This window comes from Shimia sp. (assembly GCF_965227725.1).
Lineage (GTDB): Bacteria > Pseudomonadota > Alphaproteobacteria > Rhodobacterales > Rhodobacteraceae > Shimia.
This window is the reverse complement of sequence record NZ_CBDDGH010000004.1, coordinates 304,526-321,592: the sequence shown is the minus strand read 5'-3', so window position 1 is coordinate 321,592 and position 17,067 is coordinate 304,526. Positions and strand designations below refer to the sequence as shown.

The following is a 17,067-nucleotide window of genomic DNA, read 5'->3' as shown; positions in this document are numbered from 1 at the left end:
GTGCCAATAGCTCTTGGAGAAGTGAATAATGAGCGTGGCACGGCTGAAGGTTTTGGGTGTTTTCGCAGCGCTTTTGGTTGCCGGTTGTACCGGCGGCGGCACGTTGCATTCCAATGTATCAAGCGGCAATGGCCCTGATGAATTCGGCATTTTGCCGAGCAAAGAGCTGGTGGTGCCCTCTGATCTTTCGTCCTTGCCGCCTCCCAATCCAACGGGCGTGAACCGGACCGATCAGGATCCGCTTGGCGACGCAGTTGCCGCGCTGGGTGGCTCTGCTGCGGCACGCAGTTCCCTTAACACCGCCATCCCGAGTGCTGATACTGCGCTGGTGAACTACGCGTCGCGTCAGGGGCGCGATGCCAATATCCGTCAGGTTGTGGCGCAGGAAGACGAAGAATTCCGCGACCGCCGTGGCCGGTTCACAAGCATCCGCGTCTCCAAAAAAGGTCTGTATGAACAGGTTTACCGGCCCCAGACGCTGGACTTCCGCGAAGAATGGTGGCGGTGGAAGCGAGCCGGTGTGCGCACCCCGGCAGCCCCTGGAAACTAAGGGTTTTGCGATTGATGAGAGTGGCGGGTGTTGACCCAAGCTGCCTCACAATCGCGTATGATGCCTTGAAGCGCCCCGTTCGGGGCGTAACTCTTTTTACAAAAGATGAGCCGCACCTTGCGCTGTTTGCGTAAGGTTTATGAGTGGCGATTGGTTGGGAGACATTTTGATGTTGCGACGCATTGTCTTGGCATTGGCGATGACTGCGGGGATGACAGCCCCGCTTCAGGCCGCCGATGATCTGGTTAGCACCTATACGCTTGATAACGGCATGCAGGTTGTCGTGGTGGAGGATCACCGTGCCCCGGTTGTAATGCACATGGTCTGGTACAAAGCGGGGTCTGCGGATGAGCGCCCCGGCGTATCAGGCGTTGCGCATTTCCTGGAGCATTTGCTTTTTAAGGGCACAGAAACGCTTGAACCGGGTGAGTTTTCCGCGACGGTTGCCGCAAATGGCGGGCGCGACAATGCGTTCACAAGCTATGACGTGACAGCCTACCACCAGCGCGTGGCCTCAGACCGTCTGGAGCTAATGATGCGTATGGAGAGCGACCGCATGGTCAATCTTCAACTCGACGAAGAGGACATCCTGACAGAGCGCGATGTCATCATTGAGGAACGCAACCAGCGGGTCGAGAACAGTCCAGGCGCCCTGTTTCGCGAACAGCTGAGCGCGGCGCAGTATCTCAACCACCGCTACGGTGTGCCTGTGATCGGCTGGCGCCATGAGATGGAGGCGCTCGATCTGGAGGATGCGCTGGAGTTCTACGAGGCTTATTATGCGCCCAACAACGCGATCTTGATTGTCGCGGGGGATGTAGAGCCCGAGGAAGTCAAAGCGCTGGCGGATCAATACTATGGTGTGATCCCTGCCAATCCTGAGCTGCCGCCGCGTGCGCGTCCGAGCGAGCCGCCGCAGTCCAGTGCCCGCCGTATGGTGTTTTACGATCCCCGTGTGGCGCAACCCTATGTCACCCGCAGCTACCTGGCCCCGGAGCGCAATAGTGGTGATCAGCGCCAAGCTGCGGCGCTGACGCTGTTGGCTGAATTGCTTGGTGGCGGGCAGACCTCTGTCCTGAGCCAGAAACTACAGTTTGAGACCAAGCAATCGGTCTATGCCGGAAGCTGGTATCGCGGGACGTCTCTGGATGCGACCACCTTCAACCTGATTATGGTGCCTGCCCCGGGGGTGGAGATGCAAGAAGCCGAAGAGGCCATGGATGGCGCGGTGGCAGAGTTTATGCAGGAAGGCGTGGATGCGGCGCATCTGGAACGTATCAAGATGCAGCTGCGCGCCAGTCAGATATATGAGCGCGACAACGTTGAGAGCGTGGCCAACCGATATGGGCGCGGACTGACCTCCGGGTTGACCGTCGCGGATATTCAGGAATGGCCCGAGATTTTGAACTCGATCACCAGCGAAGAGATTATGGCCGCGGCCGAGGAAATCTTTGATGACCGCAAGTCGGTTACAGGCTGGTTGATGACCCAAGAGCAGGAGGTGAGCCAATGATCCGTTTTGTCCTGGCCTTTGTCGCCGTTGTCGTGACCGTGCCTGCGGCATGGGCCGAAATCAACATCAAGGAAGTCACTTCTCCCGGCGGCATCAAAGCCTGGCTTGTCGAAGAACCCTCGATCCCATTCGTGGCACTTGAGTTGCGGTTCAAAGGGGGCACATCCTTGGATCAGCCGGGCAAACGCGGCGCGACCAACCTGATGGTGGGATTGCTTGAAGAAGGCACGGGTGATCTGGATGCGCAGGGTTTTGCCAAGGCGAGCGAGGCGCTGGCTGCGCAGTTTGGCTATGACAGCCATGCCGATGCCGTGTCGATTTCCGCACGTATGCTGACCGAGAACCGCGACGAGGCCATCGACCTCCTGCGCCGCTCTCTGGTCGAGCCAAGTTTCCCACAGGCCGCCTTGGATCGTGTGCGTGAGCAGGTGCTCTCTGGCATCCGCTCTGACCTGAAAGATCCCGAAAGCATTGCAGGGGCGCGGCTGGCCGCATTGATCTATGGCGGCCATCCTTACGGCTCTCCCGGTGAAGGCACGCTTGAGAGCGTCACGGCCTTGAGCCGAGATGACATTGTCGCCGCACATCAGGGCGCGCTGGCGAAGGACCGCTTGTTCGTCGGTGTGGTCGGTGACATCACCGAAGCAGAGCTTGGTCCGATGCTGGATCGCCTGCTCGTAGATCTGCCTGAAACGGGTGCCCCGATGCCTGAAGATGCCAACGTTGCGATCAACGGCGGTGTGGACATCGTGGACTATGACACGCCGCAATCCGTGGCCCTTTGGGCGCAGGATGGTATCGATCGGGAAGACCCGGATTTCTTCGCCGCTTACGTGCTCAACACCATTCTCGGCGGAGGTGGGTTTGAGAGCCGCCTCATGACCGAGGTGCGTGAAAAGCGTGGTCTGACATATGGAGTCTATAGCTACCTTGTGCTGCGCGATCTCGCCAACGTCTACATGGGGAGTGTGTCTTCGGCCAACGACCGTGTGGCCCAGGCTGTGGGCGTGGTGAAAGACGAATGGGCACGTATGGCCGAAGAAGGCGCGACAGAAGACGAAGTGGAAAAGGCAAAGGCGCTTCTGACCGGGGCTTATCCGCTGCGCTTTGACGGAAATGGCGCAATCGCCCAGATCATGGTTTCGATGCAGATGGATGGCATGCCCATCGACTATATTGCGACCCGTAATGACAAGGTGAATGCCGTTACTGCTGAGGACGTCTCAAGAGTGGCCGGCGAACTTCTGGACCGTGATGGCCTGCAATTCGTAGTCGTTGGTCAGCCTGAAGGGCTGTAACGGGCAATACTCCCAGTCAGAAGGGCTGTGCGCGATATGATGCAGGCAGCCCTTTTTTTGTGGGAAAAGGGCGGTTTCCTAAAGATTTGCGGGCTAGCCAAACCGCTCCCTTGGGAAGCCTACGATTTCAAACTTCTCCCAGATCTTTTTGCGAAGTTGTCCGCTGTTAATCGGGATGCATTTCTTCAGGAAATACCAAGCCAGATAGCGCTCCAAATCAGCATCCGACGACAGAGCATTTTCCAGCGCGCTCGAAAACTGGCTCAGATCTGTAACGGTTTGCGCGACGTGGTGAAAGTCGGATTTGCCGCATAGAATGGCAGGCACGCCATGAAGATACCCCTCAAGCGCAACGGTGGAATTTATCGAAACCGTGCAGGCGCTTGCGTTGAGGATGTCGTGGACGTTTGCCTGTGTCAGCGTAATGCGCGGATCGTTCTTCGCGAGGGCTTTCACTTTGGCAATTGTGGCCTCGTCGCTGGAGATTGGGTGCGGCTTCACCAAAATAGGTCGATCGCCCGCCGCCTTGAGCGTTGCCCGCAGCACATCCATGTCCGAGTGCTGTGTCGCTCTGGCGTTGATGGGATATTGGCCCTGAAAGAAAACTGCGACCGCATTTCTTTTGAAGTCTTGGTGGGCTTCCGGCTGGTCATATTTGGATTTCCGTTTCTCCAAATAGCGCCGTTTTAGATTGCGGGAAAAAGTCTGAACACGCTGATCGGCAATCATCGAAGGGCTGTAGGTATCTTCTCCAATCGAGGAGAAGGCCTTTGTTCCATGAGGATCAAGATGCCAGAACTCCCAAAGGTAGGCGACGCCGGCGTTCAGAACGCCGGTAGCTCTGACAGAGCGATCATCAATGATGTGAAGGTTTCCATCGCTGAAACGGTCATCTGTTATGCTGCGCGTACCAACCCGAATGTCGCTGTCGCGTGCGCGAATCTCAACCGAAATGCCCTCAGCATGCCCAAGGTTTACGATCTCTCTGTAGAGACGAAGATGCCATCCATTCAGCTCCGGATTGGCGTCATGCGATTTCAGGTGCAGCACAATCTTGGGCATTTGAGTGAGGTGATCTATCAAGCTGGCAGCACGGATTACTCCGGTTTTCTTTCATGTCCGTAAATCGCAGTCAGCTCCGACAACGGCATTGGCTTGGCAAAAAGAAATCCCTGTAACTCCGAGCAGCCTGACGCCGTGAGAAAATCGCGCTGTTCTTCGGTTTCGACCCCCTCAACCACAACCGTCATACCCAATACCTGACCAAGGTTGATCATGGTCGACAAAAGGCCTTTTGCATCCTCTGTCAGGTCAGGGCCAGACAAGAAGCTCTTGTCGATCTTGAGCGTCTGAAAATCATAGAGATGCAGATAGCTCAGGCTGGAGTAGCCCGTGCCAAAATCATCCAGAGCAAAGCGCACACCCAGTTCGGTGAGGTCTTCCTGCACGGATTTTGTCTCTTCAATCCGGTCAAGAATTTCGGTTTCCGTGATCTCGATTGTCAGCTGTTCCGGCTGCAGTTGGTTTGTCTTAAGCAGAGTGCGGATCTCGTCTGGAAACCCTTTGTGAAGCAATTGAGAGGTGTTGACGTTGATTGTCACGCCAAAGTCCATGGGCCACTCTGCTGCGTCTCTGATGGCTGTCTGCGTGACCCAGCGGCTGATTTCCGGCATGAGGCCACTGGCTTCGGCGAGCGGCAGAAACCGATCCGGGGAAATGCGGCCACGGGTTGGGTGATTCCAGCGCAACAGCGCCTCTGCATGGGTTGGCTTGGCGTGTTCAGAGCAGATGATCGGTTGATAAAACAGCTCAAGTTCACCGTTGCGCACGGCTTTCTGCAAATCTTCACGCAGATCACGGTTTTCTTTCAGGCTCGCATCCATCGTGGGGTCAAAGACGGCGAGGCCGAAATGGCTGACCTCTTTGGAGCGGTTCAGCGCGACATCTGCGGCGCGCACAAGTTCTTCAATGCTGGTTCCATGATCGGGAAAGTAAGCCAGACCCGCGCTGGCGGAGGTCTCAATCAGCTGTCCCTCAAAGCGAAGGGGCTGCATGAGCGCCATGAGCACTTCCCTGATCTGCGTTTCCACGTCTGTACGTTGGCTAAAGCCGCGCAGAAGAAGCAGAAACTCATCGCCCCCCACGCGGCCGGCAATCAGGTTTGAGCCAAGACGTTCAGTAATACGCTGGGCAACCGCCCCTACCAGCGCGTCACCAGCCGCATGTCCCCAAGCGTCGTTCACTTTTTTCAGGTTGTCCAAATCCAGATAAACAAGCGCTGTGAGTTCCGCGCCCTCTGGCGTCAGGGCCTCTCTGGCACGCGCAAAGAAATGGTCGCGCAGAGAAAATCCGGTCAGATTGTCGTGGTTCGCGTCGTAGCGGGACTGCAGCGCGATTTCTTCCAGTTTTTTGTGGGCTGCAGCGTTGCTGCGCACCACGCGCCAGGTGAACCAGGTGATGGTGCCAATCAGCAGCAAGAGCAGCGGCGTGGCTGCCACGATAATCCGCGTGCCTTGTCCCATTGGTTGCCACGTGATGTAGCCAAGTGGCACCTCGTCGGGTCCTGTGATCAGGAAAGCGTTTCGGTCCGCGCTTAGGGCGCTGGCGTCGTCAAATCCGGCCAGAAACAGGTGCGGTGAAATTTGGGCCAGTCTGGTGTCATTTAGAATCTGTAAGGTGGTGAGTATGTAGGGCGGCGCGTCGATGAGCGGGACCATACCGGGATCGGGGATAATGGCATAGCTCGCAGCTAGCGCAATGTGATCCCCCCAGCGCAGAGCATGAATATCAGAAAGCGCGTCAAGCATGCCTGAGAAATTGCTGTCCTCAGGTATGCGGTTGGAGGCCTCCTCAAGGTAGGTCTGGCGAATTTGTGCTGCGGCGTCCCAGACGCTGGGCAATGTGTCTGCCGTGATTTGCGCGAGGGGCGGATCGCTTTCCGCGTGTAGAAAGGCCACGCTGTCATCCGGCGCGATCAAAAACGCTGCCTTATAAGTTGTCTCAGCAATCATATCGTCGACAAAACGCGATTCGACCCAAGGTGCGGAGAAGTTGACAGAGATGTTACGGTAAGCGGCATCTGACGCGGCATAGGGCTTTAGCGCTGAGAGCATGCTGGCCTTCTCGCGCTCATACATCAATGAGACAAAGCGGCTTTCCCGTTCTGCAGCAGTTTGCTCTGACGACCAAATCCTGAAAAAAACCAATGCAAACGCGATGATAACAATTGCAAACGAGAGGAGTACGACGGAACCTACGGGAGGCGAGAAAGGCATTTTCCCCAATCGCTTCTGCAAAGTGCTGACCCTTCTGGTTCAACGGCTGAAGGTAAGAATTCCCTCCGCCTAACTATCTCAATACCTTCGCTCCAGCGGCGCGCAATGGGTGGGTTTTGGCTTGGTCCGTTGCCAGAAAATGTGCGGGAAAACCTGAGGGAGATCAACGAAGAACTGTGTAGTTTTTCTGCCTATTTCTGTTTGTTCTTGGCGTGATGGCCAAAAGTGCAACTGCACCCGCGATCCCGGATTTCCGCTAGATTTACCTAGTCTAACGCCATCGCATGCTACCCGATTTGGTCGGAGTAAAGCGGTCTTTCTTAGGAGATTTGGTGGAGCCTAGGAGGATCGAACTCCTGACCTCTACAATGCCATTGTAGCGCTCTCCCAGCTGAGCTAAGGCCCCAAATCTGTCAGGCCTCTCAGCCTGTGCGCGCCTAATTAGGCGTATCCCGGGGCAGGTTCAAGCGAAAAATTCCGCCCCGGAGAAGTTTTTTTGCCGTTCGGCTGACGATCAGTTGTCGTCGTCTTCAGAGGCAACGTCCGCGATCTCATCGAGCGAAACGTTGTCGTCCTCGTCGTCATCCAGAACATCATCTTCGAGGTCCAGATCAACGGCGTCGTCATCATCCAGCACGTCATCTGCATCATCCAGATTGGCGGCTTTGGCTTTCAGTGTTGCGGCATCCTCGGCGTCTGCTGCAATCATGCGGCTCTTGCCCGCATCTACTTCTACGATGTCGCCAGTGTATGGGCTGACAACAGGATCTTTGTTCAGGTCATAAAAACGCTTGCCGGTGGTCGGGCACACGCGTTTGACGCCCCATTCTTCTTTGGGCATGGGTAATCCCCTTCAATCGGTTGAGTCGCTCTCGACGGTTTGCGCCACGTGCCATATCAAGGGCCGCGTGTCAAAGGGTATCACTGCAAACGCGGCCAAGGAGCGTAAATGACGCAACATATCATCCCCGGAACACCACCTGTGACGGTGGCTTTGCGTCAGTCTTCCCGTGCGCGGCGCATCAGTCTGCGTGTGTCGCGACTGGATGGCAAGGTGACACTCACTGTGCCACGCGGGGTGAGCACACGTGAGGCACTCGGCTTTGCTGAGGAAAAGCAAGACTGGCTGCGCAGACAGCTGTCGCAACAGCCAGAGCAGGTTGTGGTCGCGCCGGGTGCCGTGCTGCCGGTGGCTGGTCGGGATCGGTTGGTTGTGGCCGGGCAGGGTCGGTCGGTTGTTTTGGGACAAGATGAAATTGCCGTACCGGGACGCCCTGATCTGGTGGGGCGCAAGGTGCAGGGCTTTTTGAAAGAGCTTGCACGGCACCGATTGTCGGAGGCTGTCGATCACTATGCGGCGCATTTGAGACTGCCCTACAGCCGGATGACGCTGCGGGACGCGCGCTCGCGCTGGGGGTCCTGTTCTTCGGCGGGGGCATTGATGTTTTCCTGGCGGTTGGTGATGGCAGCCCCGGATGTGCTGGACTATGTCGCCGCGCATGAAGTGGCCCATCTTAAGGAAATGAATCACTCTCAAGCATTTTGGAATGTGGTGACACAACTCTATGGCCCCTATGAGGTCCCGCGCCGCTGGCTGCGCAGTGATGGGCAGGTTTTGCATCGTTACCGCTTTGACGGGGTTTAGCTGTCACTTGCAGCGAAGCCATTGACGTCGCGATGCTTTGTGATCACAACGGCTGAATGATCCCACAACCTCGCCCCTCCCAAGACCAATCCACCTCGGCGCATGATCGTGTTTACCGCGCCTTGCGCACCAAGATCATGTATGGCGAGTTGGCACCGGCCGAAGCGCTGACCCTGCGCGGCATTGGAAAAGACTATGAGGTCTCCATGACGCCGGCGCGCGAAGCGGTGCGGCGTCTGGTGGCGGAAGGCGCTTTGACGCTGTCCAGTTCAGGCCGCGTGGCCACCCCCGAGCTTTCGAGTGAGCGTCTGGAAGAGTTGGCCGCGTTGCGTGCGTTGATCGAGGTGGAGCTGGCCAGCCGCGCGCTGCCACGGGCTCATATGGCGCTGATCGACCGGCTGGTGACGATCAACGGCACTGTGGCTGAGGCTGTCAGCAAAGGTGACGCGGTCGGCTACATCCGCGCCAATCTGGACTTTCACCGCACGCTTTATTTGCGCGCTCAGGCACCGGCCATGCTGGCAATGGCAGAGACCGTCTGGTTGCAGCTTGGACCAACCATGCGCGCGCTTTATGGGCGCCTGCGGCGCACGGAACCTCCCCACTACCATCGCCTGATTATTGCGGCGCTCAAGGCTGGAGACGAGCCGGGCCTTCGGCTCGCTGTGCGCTCAGATGTGACGCAGGGATTGCGGCTGCTCGCGCGGTAATCAGCCCCGCGACGGCCAAGCGTGATGATAGTCGTCAATGACAATGGCATGCGCATGTTTGCGTGCACCATGCTCTTTGAGGTGGGGGTGATCCGGAGGCAAATCCGGATGCTCATGCGGCATGTCGGCAGTTGATGGCCGCCAAAGGCGCAGGCCGATCCAAACGCTCACAAGGCCGATCAGGCTGAGCGCTCCCAATGAAAGCGCCTGAGAGCCAGCCGTGGCTGTCCAGCCCGCCAAAGGATAGGCGATCAGCCAGCAGGCATGGCTGAGGGCAAAATGCGCGGTGAAAACCGCAGTCCGGTCTTCTGAGTGTGCTGACCGTTTCAGGAGCCGTCCGGAGGGTGTCATGACGGCGGAATAAAGCAGGCCCGCGCAGAGCCAGATGGCCAGAAACCCGATCCATGACAGCGGGCCATTGGCCCAGACCCACGCCGCATGGCTCAATTGGATGGCTGCGAGCACTGCAGCTGCTGTGCTCATGAGCGCGCGATCAGAGATGTGATGAAGTAAACGGGGCAGCATCAGGGCTGTGATCATACTGCCCGCGCCGAAGGCGCCCATAGCAATCGCCAGCCCATTTTCAGCCATACCGTAGGTGTCGCGCACCACGACGACAGTGTTCACCAGCACATAGGCTGTTGTGGCGGCTGCGGCCATGTTGAACGCGAGAAGGCCGCGCAGGCGGGGCGTCGCCAGATAGATCCAGCTACCACGGGTCAGGCGGGACACAAACGGACGGTCGGCACTGGCTTTGCGGGGCGGCAGTTTGGTGCTGAGAATCAGCAATGCTGAGAGGAAGAACCCTGCGGCTGTGCCCGCAAACAAACCATGGAAGCTCATAAAGAGCAGCAAGAGACCGGCGAAGGCGGGTGATAAGATGTTTTCCAGATCAGACGCGAGGCGAGAGAGCGATAGCGCTTGTGTATATTCGTCTTCATCAGGAAGGATCTCAGGGATCGTGGCCTGAAATGTCGGGGTAAAAATGCCCGAAGCCACCTGCAGCAGGAAAATCAGCCCATAAACCTGAGCCACGCTGTCCACAAATGGCAGGCTCAGCGCAACAGCAATGCGGATGGCGTCCGCCCCAACCAGGACTGCCCGTCGCGGAAGCTTGGCCACAAGTGCGCCCATCACAGGGGATAGGCCAACATAGGCCACCATTTTGATGGTGTAAGCGATGCCCAACACAGCCCCGGCATTGGCCCCTGCCAGATCATAGGCAAGCAAGCCAAGCGCGATTGTGAGAAGCCCGCTACCAGCCAGCGCGACGAGTTGCGCGGCAAACAGGCGTGAAAACGTGGGGTGTTTGAGCAAGTTCAACATGACGCCAGAGTACCGCGTTGGCGCGTCTCAGCAAAGCCATGTTCGTCTCGACAAACAGCTCGGAGGCTGCGGCTTGCGGTCTCAGGCGCAAGCCGTCTTCTCAATCGATTTTTGAAGGGGGACAGAGCAGGTTAGGCCGCCAGCCCTTTGGCCCCGATGTTCAGGAACTTCTTGCGGCGGTTGGAGACCAATTCATCCGCAGGCATTTCCGCCAGTTCGCCAAGCATGTCTTCGATGGCTTTGCGGACGTTCTCCATGGTCGCCGCGCGGTCACGATGAGCGCCGCCTTTCGGCTCCGCGATAATCCGGTCTGCCACGCCAAGCTGGTGCAAGTCTTGCGCGGTCACGCGCAGAGCTTCTGCCGCTTCACGCATCTTGGTGCTGTCTTTCCAGAGGATAGACGCGCAGCCTTCAGGGCTGATCACCGAATATACCGAATGCTCCAGCATGGCGACGCGGTTTGCCGTGGCAAATGCCACAGCACCACCGGAGCCGCCTTCGCCAATGATCACAGAGACCAGAGGTACGCCGATTTGCAAGCACATTTCAGTGGAGCGCGCGATGGCTTCAGACTGACCGCGCTCTTCTGCGCCTTTGCCAGGATACGCACCTGCCGTGTCCACCAGCGTCACAACCGGCAGGCCGAATTTTGCCGCCATTTCCATCAGGCGCACAGCTTTGCGGTAGCCCTCTGGACGCGCCATGCCGAAATTATGCGCGATGCGGGATTTGGTGTCGTTGCCCTTTTCCTGGCCGATCACCATCACGGGCTTTCCGTTAAAACGTGCAAGGCCACCCATGACCGCGAGATCGTCCGCAAAGTTCCGGTCGCCCGCAAGGGGGGTGTAATCGGTGAACAGCGTGTCGATGTAGTCGCGGCAATGCGGGCGTTCCGGGTGACGTGCCACTTGGCATTTCCGCCATGGTGTCAGGTCTTTGTACAGTTCTTCCAGCAGATCGGCCGCTTTGCGATCCAGCGCTGCGGCTTCGTCAGCCACGTCCATCTCTTCGTTCTGACGCGCCAGCGCGCGCAGCTCTTCGGCTTTGCCCTCGATCTCTGCAAGTGGCTTTTCGAAGTCGAGATAGTTGGTCATTGGGCACTCCCGGCGCATTCCTTACGTTTCCGCTATATGACGCTGACGGAGCGTAATTGCAACGGTGTGCGCCATGTGGCCAATATTGAGGCGGGGTGCAGCGCAAGTTAGCAAGATTTGTGATCTAGCTTCATGTCATCAGGACAGGGTCGGGATAGCTCTGAATCCTGCTTTGTTTTCATACTCCAAGCCATTGGGAGACTCGCATTATGTCCGCCAGCTACGAAGACCGCATCTTGCGGGTATTGGCCTACATCCATGACAATACGGATGGAGACCTGTCTTTGGACGCGCTGGCAGATGTGGCGGCGATGTCGCGTTTTCACTGGCATCGCGTCTTTCATGCGCTCACCGGGGAAACCTGCGCGCAGGCCGTGCGGCGCATTCGTCTACATCGTGCGGCGGTTTGGCTGGCGCAAGGAGAGATGTCTCTGCCGGAGATTGCGGCGCGCACGGGGTATGGCAAACAGGGCAGTTTCTCACGTGCGTTCTCTGACGCTTATGGCATCAGCCCGTCGGCGTATCGCGCCGCAGGGCAGGTGGCATTGCTCAATCCAGATTTAAAAACAGGATGTTACCCTATGCATGACGTAGATATTCGCAATGAACCCAGCCGCCGTCTGGTCGGAGTGCCCCACAAAGGCGCTTACCATGAGATTGGCAAAAGTTTTGAGGCCTTCGGGGCCATGTGTGAAAGCCGCGCCCTCTGGCCCAATGTGCGCGCGGTGATCGCGGTCTATCAGGACAGCCCCGAAGTTGTGCCGGAAGCGGAACTGCGCAGTCTCGCTGGTGCCGAATTTGTCGGCGAGGGCACGCCGGAAGGGATGGAGGGCTTTGTTCTCCCGGGTGGTAGAACCGCCGTGCTGACCTACAAGGGACCCTATTCCGGCATCTCGGCGGCCTATCATTCTCTCTATGGCAACTGGCTGCCCGCCTCTGGCGAAGAGCCCGCAGATCAGCCTTGTTACGAGATCTATCTCAACGATCCGCGCGACACAGCACCTGAGGATCTTCTGACGGAAATCTGCATGCCATTGGCTGCAAAATAACGCGCGGGTCTCAGCCGGAGAACACCACCGGATAAAGCGAGGCCACTAGCAGCGCCGCCATTGTCCAGTTGAACGCCGTGAGGCGGGCAGGAGAGGTCAATAGGCGGCGCATCTGCTGACCAAGCACGGTCCAGCTCGACACACAAGGCAGGTTCACCGCGCCAAAAGCGCCCGCCACAAGCAGGATCGTGAGCACTGTGCGATCTGGCGCATAGAGCGTGATCGCCGTCAGGGCCATGGTCCAGGCTTTTGGGTTCACCCACTGAAAGATCGCCGCCTGCATGAAGGTCATGGGCCTGCCACTTGTGCCGCCCTCCTGCGGAGCACCGGCGCGCGCAATCTTGAACGCGAGCCACAAAAGATAGGCGACCGAAGCCAAGGAAAGCGCCGTATGTGCGATCGTAAACCGGTCAAAAACCTGCATAAGACCAAGTCCCACCAGCGCGACCATCACCACAAATCCGATGCCGACACCCAGCATATGCGGGATCGTGCGCGCAAAGCCGAAGTTTGCACCAGACGCCATGAGCATTAGGTTGTTCGGCCCCGGTGTGATGGAGGAGACAAAGGCAAAGATCAGAAGGGCGGTGAGGATATCGTAAGTCATGGCACCAATTTGGTGCAAAACACACGCTGTTTGGTTGCGTTTTTGTGTGATCACAGTTTATTTTCACAATTTATGGCGAAGTTGGATCATATTGACGAACATATATTGCGTGAGCTGTCGCGTGATGGACGCATGAGTAACCTTGCTTTGGCGGAAAAGGTCGGCTTGTCGCCTTCCGCCTGCCTGCGCCGGGTAGCGGTTTTGGAAAAGGCCGGAATCATCTCCGGCTATCGCGCTGTTCTCAACCGCGCGGCCCTCGGCTCGGGTTTTGTGGCTTATGTGACGGTTGGCCTGAACAAACATACCAAAGATGCTCAAGAAGCCTTTGAGCGGGCGATGGCCATGGCCCCTGAGGTGCGCGAGTGCCACAACATCACCGGTCAGGTGGAATATCTGCTGCGCGTGGAGGCGGCGGATTTGACCGCATACAAAGCGTTTCACACCGACGTTCTCGGCACTGTGCCGCAGGTGAATGCAATCACCAGCTATGTGGTGATGGGCTCGCCCAAAGACGAGCGGGCCTAACGGCCATAAAAAAGCCCCGCCGGAACGGCGAGGCTTCTTGATCAGATCATGTCTGTGCTTAGCTGGCGGCGATCAGTTCGGCCTGTGCCACGATAACCTCGGCTTGCTTGATGGAGGCAATGTCCACGAGGCGACCTTTGTAGACAGTGGCGCCTTCGCCGTTTGCCTTGGCCTGCTCCATGGCTGCGAGAATTTCGCGTGCCTCGGTGACCGCTTCCTCAGATGGGGTGAACACCTCATTGGCCAGTGCGATCTGCTTGGGGTGGATCGCCCATTTGCCAACCATACCCAACGTCGCGGAGCGTTTCGCCTGTGCGATATAGCCTTCATCGTCTGAGAAGTCGCCAAACGGGCCGTCCACCGGCAGCACGCCATGGGTGCGGCAGGCCGCGACGATGGCGGCTTGCGCCCAGTGCCATGGATCAGACCAGTGTTTCTGGCCTTCATGCAGCATGTAGTAGTTTTCCTGCGTGCCACCGATGCCAGTGGTCTGCATACCCATCGAGGCGGCAAAGTCTGCAGCGCCGAGGCTCATGGCCACCATGCGCGGGGAGGCTGCGGCGATCTCTTCCACATGGGCGATGCCCGCCGCCGATTCGATGATGACTTCAAAATCAATGCGCTTGCTGCGCCCTTTGGCGGCTTCGATTGCTGTGACCAGCGCATCCACGGCGTAGATGTCGCCTGCGCAGCCCACTTTGGGGATCATGATCTGGTCCAGACGGTCGCCGGTTTGCTCCAGCAGATCCACAACGTCGCGATACCAGAACGGCGTGTCCAGACCATTGATGCGCACGGAAATGGTCTTGTTGCCCCAGTCGATGGTGTTGATCGCTTCAATCGCGTTGGCGCGCGCCATGTCTTTGTCTGTGGGGGCCACAGAGTCTTCGAGGTCGATGTTGATCACATCTGCTGCCGAAGCCGCCATCTTGGCAAAAAGCTTGGTGTTGGAGGCCGGGCCAAACAGCTGGCAGCGGTTGGGGCGGGCAGGGGCGGCAGGCTGGATGCGGAAACTCATATCTATCGGCCTCTCGGTAAGGAAATTACGTTTTTGTTGCTTGCTGTGGTATGAAGTTGCGCACCGATGCGCAAGGATATTTTGCATCTGCGGCAAGGCGACGCCGCGTTGCGGCGCAGACTGGGGTTGGCGCGGTTTGTTTGCAGCTTTCCGCTTTGGGAAAGGAAAAAATATCCTCAAATCCGGAAAAGGTGAAAGAATCTTCGAACCTTTTGCTGTTTCGGGCAGGTTTCACAAGGAAATTTCATCATTGCTCGCAGAATATAGGTCAGGAAGACTTACGCGACGATGACAGGGAAGGACGCGCTATGATCGAGACACCGTATCTTTTGTTTCTGGGTGATGCGCCGGACCAGCTGGCGGCCAAAGTGGCTCAGGGCATCAAAGACTGGCGCCCGGAAAATGCCGTAGGCCAGTTCCGTATGGAAGGCTGCAAAGCGGATATGGGCCTGACCGATATGAGCCTTGTTGAGGCACGCGAAGCCGGCGCCAAAACGCTGGTGATTGGTGTGGCCAACCGGGGCGGCGTGATTTCTCAGGAATGGAAAAAAGTGCTGGTGATGGCGCTGGAGGAAGGCTTTGACCTCGCGTCCGGCCTGCACAACCTGCTGCGCGACGAGCCCGATCTTGTGGCTGTTGCCGAAGCAACCGGCCGCACCTTGCATGACGTGCGTGTGCCTGAGGTGGAATACCCGATTGCCAACGGCAAAAAGCGCACAGGCAAACGTTGCCTTGCCGTGGGCACCGACTGCTCCGTGGGCAAGATGTACACTGCGCTCTGCATGGATGCGGAGATGCGCAAGCGGGGGATGAAATCCACCTTCCGTGCCACCGGTCAGACCGGCATTCTGGTCACCGGCGACGGCGTGCCGTTGGACGCGGTGATCGCGGACTTCATGGCGGGTTCTGTGGAATGGCTGACACCGGACAATGACGAAGATCACTGGGATCATATCGAAGGGCAAGGCAGCCTGTTCCACGTGTCTTATTCCGGTGTGACCATGGCGCTGATCCATGGTGGGCAACCAGATGCGCTGATCTTGGCACATGAGCCGACCCGTGAGCATATGCGTGGTCTGCCGGAGTATCAGCAGCCGAGCCTTGAAGCGCTGCGCGACATGGCGCTGCCGCTGGCACAGGTCGCCAACCCGGCCTGTCAGGTTGTGGGCGTGTCGGTGAACACCCAGCACATGGCTGAGGACGAAGCAAAGGCCTATCTGGCGCAAATCGAGGCGGATATGGGGTTGCCGGCCACCGATCCGTTCCGCTTTGGTGCGGGCAAGCTGGTGGACGCGCTGGCGGCATTGTAAACTGGCACGGGCTGGACCGGGGGCGCTGCCCCCGGACCCCCGGGATATTTTTGGCAAGAGGAAGAGGCGCGCGCTTTTCTGTGTGTCGCGCCCTTCAGCCACAGGACTTAGAGGACCGCATGAAAATCACCGTCACCCCCGATGTGTTCAAACTGGCACAGGTGTTCACCATTTCGCGCGGCTCCCGCACTGAGGCCAAAGTGCTGACCGTGCGTGTGGAAGACAATGGCGTCGTGGGGTGGGGCGAATGTGTGCCCTATGCGCGCTATGATGAGACATTGGAAAGCGTGACGGCTGAGATCGAAGGGCTGCCAGCGCAGATTGACCGCGAGGCGCTCTATGATCTGCTGCCTGCGGGTGCCGCGCGAAATGCGGTGGACTGCGCGCTTTGGGATCTGGAAAGCAAACAGGCGGGTAAACGTGCTTGGGAGTTGGCGGGGATGCCAAAGCCTGGTCCGGAAATCACCGCCTACACGCTGTCGCTTGCGGAACCTGCCGAGATGCAGGCGCAGGCCGCCAAAAACGCACATCGCCCGCTGCTGAAGATCAAACTTGGCACGCCGGATGACATGCCACGGCTTGAGGCCGTGCGGGCGGGGGCGCCGAAATCCACGATCATTGTGGATGCCAATGAGGGCTGGAGCGCGGAGGTCTATGCGGATCTGGCACCACATCTGGTAGGCCTTGGTGTGGCACTGGTGGAGCAGCCGCTTCCAGCGGGCGAAGATGACGCCTTGATCGGCATGGAGCGTCCGGTACCGGTGTGCGCCGATGAAAGCTGTCATGACCGCACCAGCCTGCCCAAGCTCAAAGGCAAATATGATGTGGTCAACATCAAGCTCGACAAGACCGGCGGGCTGACCGAGGCACTCCGTCTGCGCGAAGCGGCACTGTCAGAAGGCTACAAAGTGATGGTGGGCTGTATGGTCGGCTCAAGCCTTGCAATGGCGCCAGCCACTCTGATTGCGCAGGGCGTGATGGTCACCGATCTCGACGGGCCATTGTTGCTTGGCGAAGACCGCGACACACCGCTGTTGTTTGATGAAAACGGCGTGCACCCGCCAAGTGCTGCGCTTTGGGGTTGATTGCCCCACCGTCGCCTAAATTTTTGTTCCATTGCAGAGGGGCGTGGCGTACACGCATCGCG

Annotated in this window: 16 protein-coding genes and 1 tRNA gene; 9 read left to right on the top strand and 8 right to left on the bottom strand. The window is 58.1% G+C overall.

Translation table 11 applies throughout. The features are described from left to right. Positions 1–28 precede the first annotated feature (28 nt). The 3 genes from ACO07T_RS09435 (at position 29) to ACO07T_RS09425 (ending at position 3,361) form a co-directional block, all read left to right on the top strand. Positions 29–550, top strand: coding sequence for a DUF3035 domain-containing protein (locus tag ACO07T_RS09435; protein WP_422049179.1), 522 nt, complete (start codon positions 29–31; stop codon positions 548–550). Between the two features lie 169 nt (positions 551–719). Then, positions 720–2,063 (top strand): M16 family metallopeptidase, encoded by a 1,344-nt coding sequence (locus ACO07T_RS09430; RefSeq protein ID WP_422049178.1) that lies wholly within the window; start codon positions 720–722, stop codon positions 2,061–2,063. Continuing rightward, on the top strand, positions 2,060–3,361 hold the full coding sequence (locus tag ACO07T_RS09425; protein ID WP_422049177.1) for a M16 family metallopeptidase: 1,302 nt from the start codon (positions 2,060–2,062) through the stop codon (positions 3,359–3,361). The genes ACO07T_RS09430 and ACO07T_RS09425 overlap by 4 nt, the downstream gene beginning before the upstream one ends. A 93-nt stretch (positions 3,362–3,454) precedes the next feature. On the opposite strand, the gene ACO07T_RS09420 is transcribed toward ACO07T_RS09425, so the two are convergent. The 4 genes from ACO07T_RS09420 to ACO07T_RS09405 form a co-directional block, all read right to left on the bottom strand. Further along, positions 3,455–4,423 carry a hypothetical protein gene (locus ACO07T_RS09420; RefSeq protein ID WP_422049176.1) on the bottom strand — a complete coding sequence of 323 codons (969 nt, stop codon included), beginning with the start codon at positions 4,421–4,423 and terminating at the stop codon, positions 3,455–3,457. 35 nt (positions 4,424–4,458) lie between these two features. Beyond that, positions 4,459–6,498: a putative bifunctional diguanylate cyclase/phosphodiesterase gene (locus tag ACO07T_RS09415; RefSeq protein ID WP_422049175.1), complete on the bottom strand. Its 2,040-nt coding sequence runs from the start codon at positions 6,496–6,498 to the stop codon at positions 4,459–4,461. A 468-nt stretch (positions 6,499–6,966) separates the two neighbouring features. After that, a tRNA-Ala gene (locus tag ACO07T_RS09410) sits at positions 6,967–7,042 on the bottom strand. 108 nt (positions 7,043–7,150) lie between these two features. Then, positions 7,151–7,477: a TIGR02300 family protein gene (locus ACO07T_RS09405; protein ID WP_209076898.1), complete on the bottom strand. Its 327-nt coding sequence runs from the start codon at positions 7,475–7,477 to the stop codon at positions 7,151–7,153. Positions 7,478–7,585: 108 nt separating this feature from the next. Between ACO07T_RS09405 and ACO07T_RS09400 the strand changes: the two genes are divergently transcribed. Together ACO07T_RS09400 and ACO07T_RS09395 are read left to right on the top strand one after the other, a co-directional pair. Continuing rightward, entirely contained in the window at positions 7,586–8,281 is a 696-nt protein-coding gene (locus tag ACO07T_RS09400; RefSeq protein WP_422049174.1) for a M48 family metallopeptidase, read from the top strand. A 56-nt stretch (positions 8,282–8,337) separates the two neighbouring features. Further along, positions 8,338–8,991, top strand: coding sequence for a GntR family transcriptional regulator (locus tag ACO07T_RS09395; protein WP_209076904.1), 654 nt, complete (start codon positions 8,338–8,340; stop codon positions 8,989–8,991). Here the strand turns inward: ACO07T_RS09395 and ACO07T_RS09390 are convergent, their stop codons facing one another. After that, positions 8,992–10,317: an MFS transporter gene (locus ACO07T_RS09390; protein ID WP_422049173.1), complete on the bottom strand. Its 1,326-nt coding sequence runs from the start codon at positions 10,315–10,317 to the stop codon at positions 8,992–8,994. A gap of 131 nt (positions 10,318–10,448) precedes the next feature. Beyond that, positions 10,449–11,411, bottom strand: coding sequence for an acetyl-CoA carboxylase carboxyltransferase subunit alpha (locus ACO07T_RS09385; protein ID WP_209058989.1), 963 nt, complete (start codon positions 11,409–11,411; stop codon positions 10,449–10,451). Between the two features lie 209 nt (positions 11,412–11,620). Between ACO07T_RS09385 and ACO07T_RS09380 the strand changes: the two genes are divergently transcribed. Beyond that, complete coding sequence (locus tag ACO07T_RS09380) at positions 11,621–12,460, top strand: AraC family transcriptional regulator (RefSeq protein ID WP_422049172.1); 840 nt, start codon at positions 11,621–11,623, stop codon at positions 12,458–12,460. Positions 12,461–12,470: 10 nt separating this feature from the next. Here ACO07T_RS09380 and ACO07T_RS09375 read toward each other — a convergent pair whose 3' ends face one another. Next, positions 12,471–13,067, bottom strand: a complete 597-nt coding sequence (locus ACO07T_RS09375) for a LysE family translocator (RefSeq protein ID WP_422049171.1) — start codon at positions 13,065–13,067, stop codon at positions 12,471–12,473. Between the two features lie 72 nt (positions 13,068–13,139). Here ACO07T_RS09375 and ACO07T_RS09370 point away from each other — a divergent pair, with 72 nt between their 5' ends. Then, positions 13,140–13,592 (top strand): Lrp/AsnC family transcriptional regulator, encoded by a 453-nt coding sequence (locus tag ACO07T_RS09370; protein WP_209058999.1) that lies wholly within the window; start codon positions 13,140–13,142, stop codon positions 13,590–13,592. Between the two features lie 58 nt (positions 13,593–13,650). On the opposite strand, the gene ACO07T_RS09365 is transcribed toward ACO07T_RS09370, so the two are convergent. Continuing rightward, positions 13,651–14,610 carry an HpcH/HpaI aldolase/citrate lyase family protein gene (locus ACO07T_RS09365; protein ID WP_209059006.1) on the bottom strand — a complete coding sequence of 320 codons (960 nt, stop codon included), beginning with the start codon at positions 14,608–14,610 and terminating at the stop codon, positions 13,651–13,653. A gap of 308 nt (positions 14,611–14,918) precedes the next feature. Between ACO07T_RS09365 and dgcN the strand changes: the two genes are divergently transcribed. Together dgcN and dgcA are read left to right on the top strand one after the other, a co-directional pair. Beyond that, complete coding sequence (dgcN, locus tag ACO07T_RS09360; protein WP_422049170.1) at positions 14,919–15,920, top strand: N-acetyltransferase DgcN; 1,002 nt, start codon at positions 14,919–14,921, stop codon at positions 15,918–15,920. Between the two features lie 119 nt (positions 15,921–16,039). Beyond that, a complete protein-coding gene (dgcA, locus tag ACO07T_RS09355) occupies positions 16,040–17,005 on the top strand; it encodes an N-acetyl-D-Glu racemase DgcA (RefSeq protein WP_422049169.1) in 966 nt (321 codons plus the stop codon). The last annotated feature ends 62 nt before the right edge of the window (positions 17,006–17,067 follow it).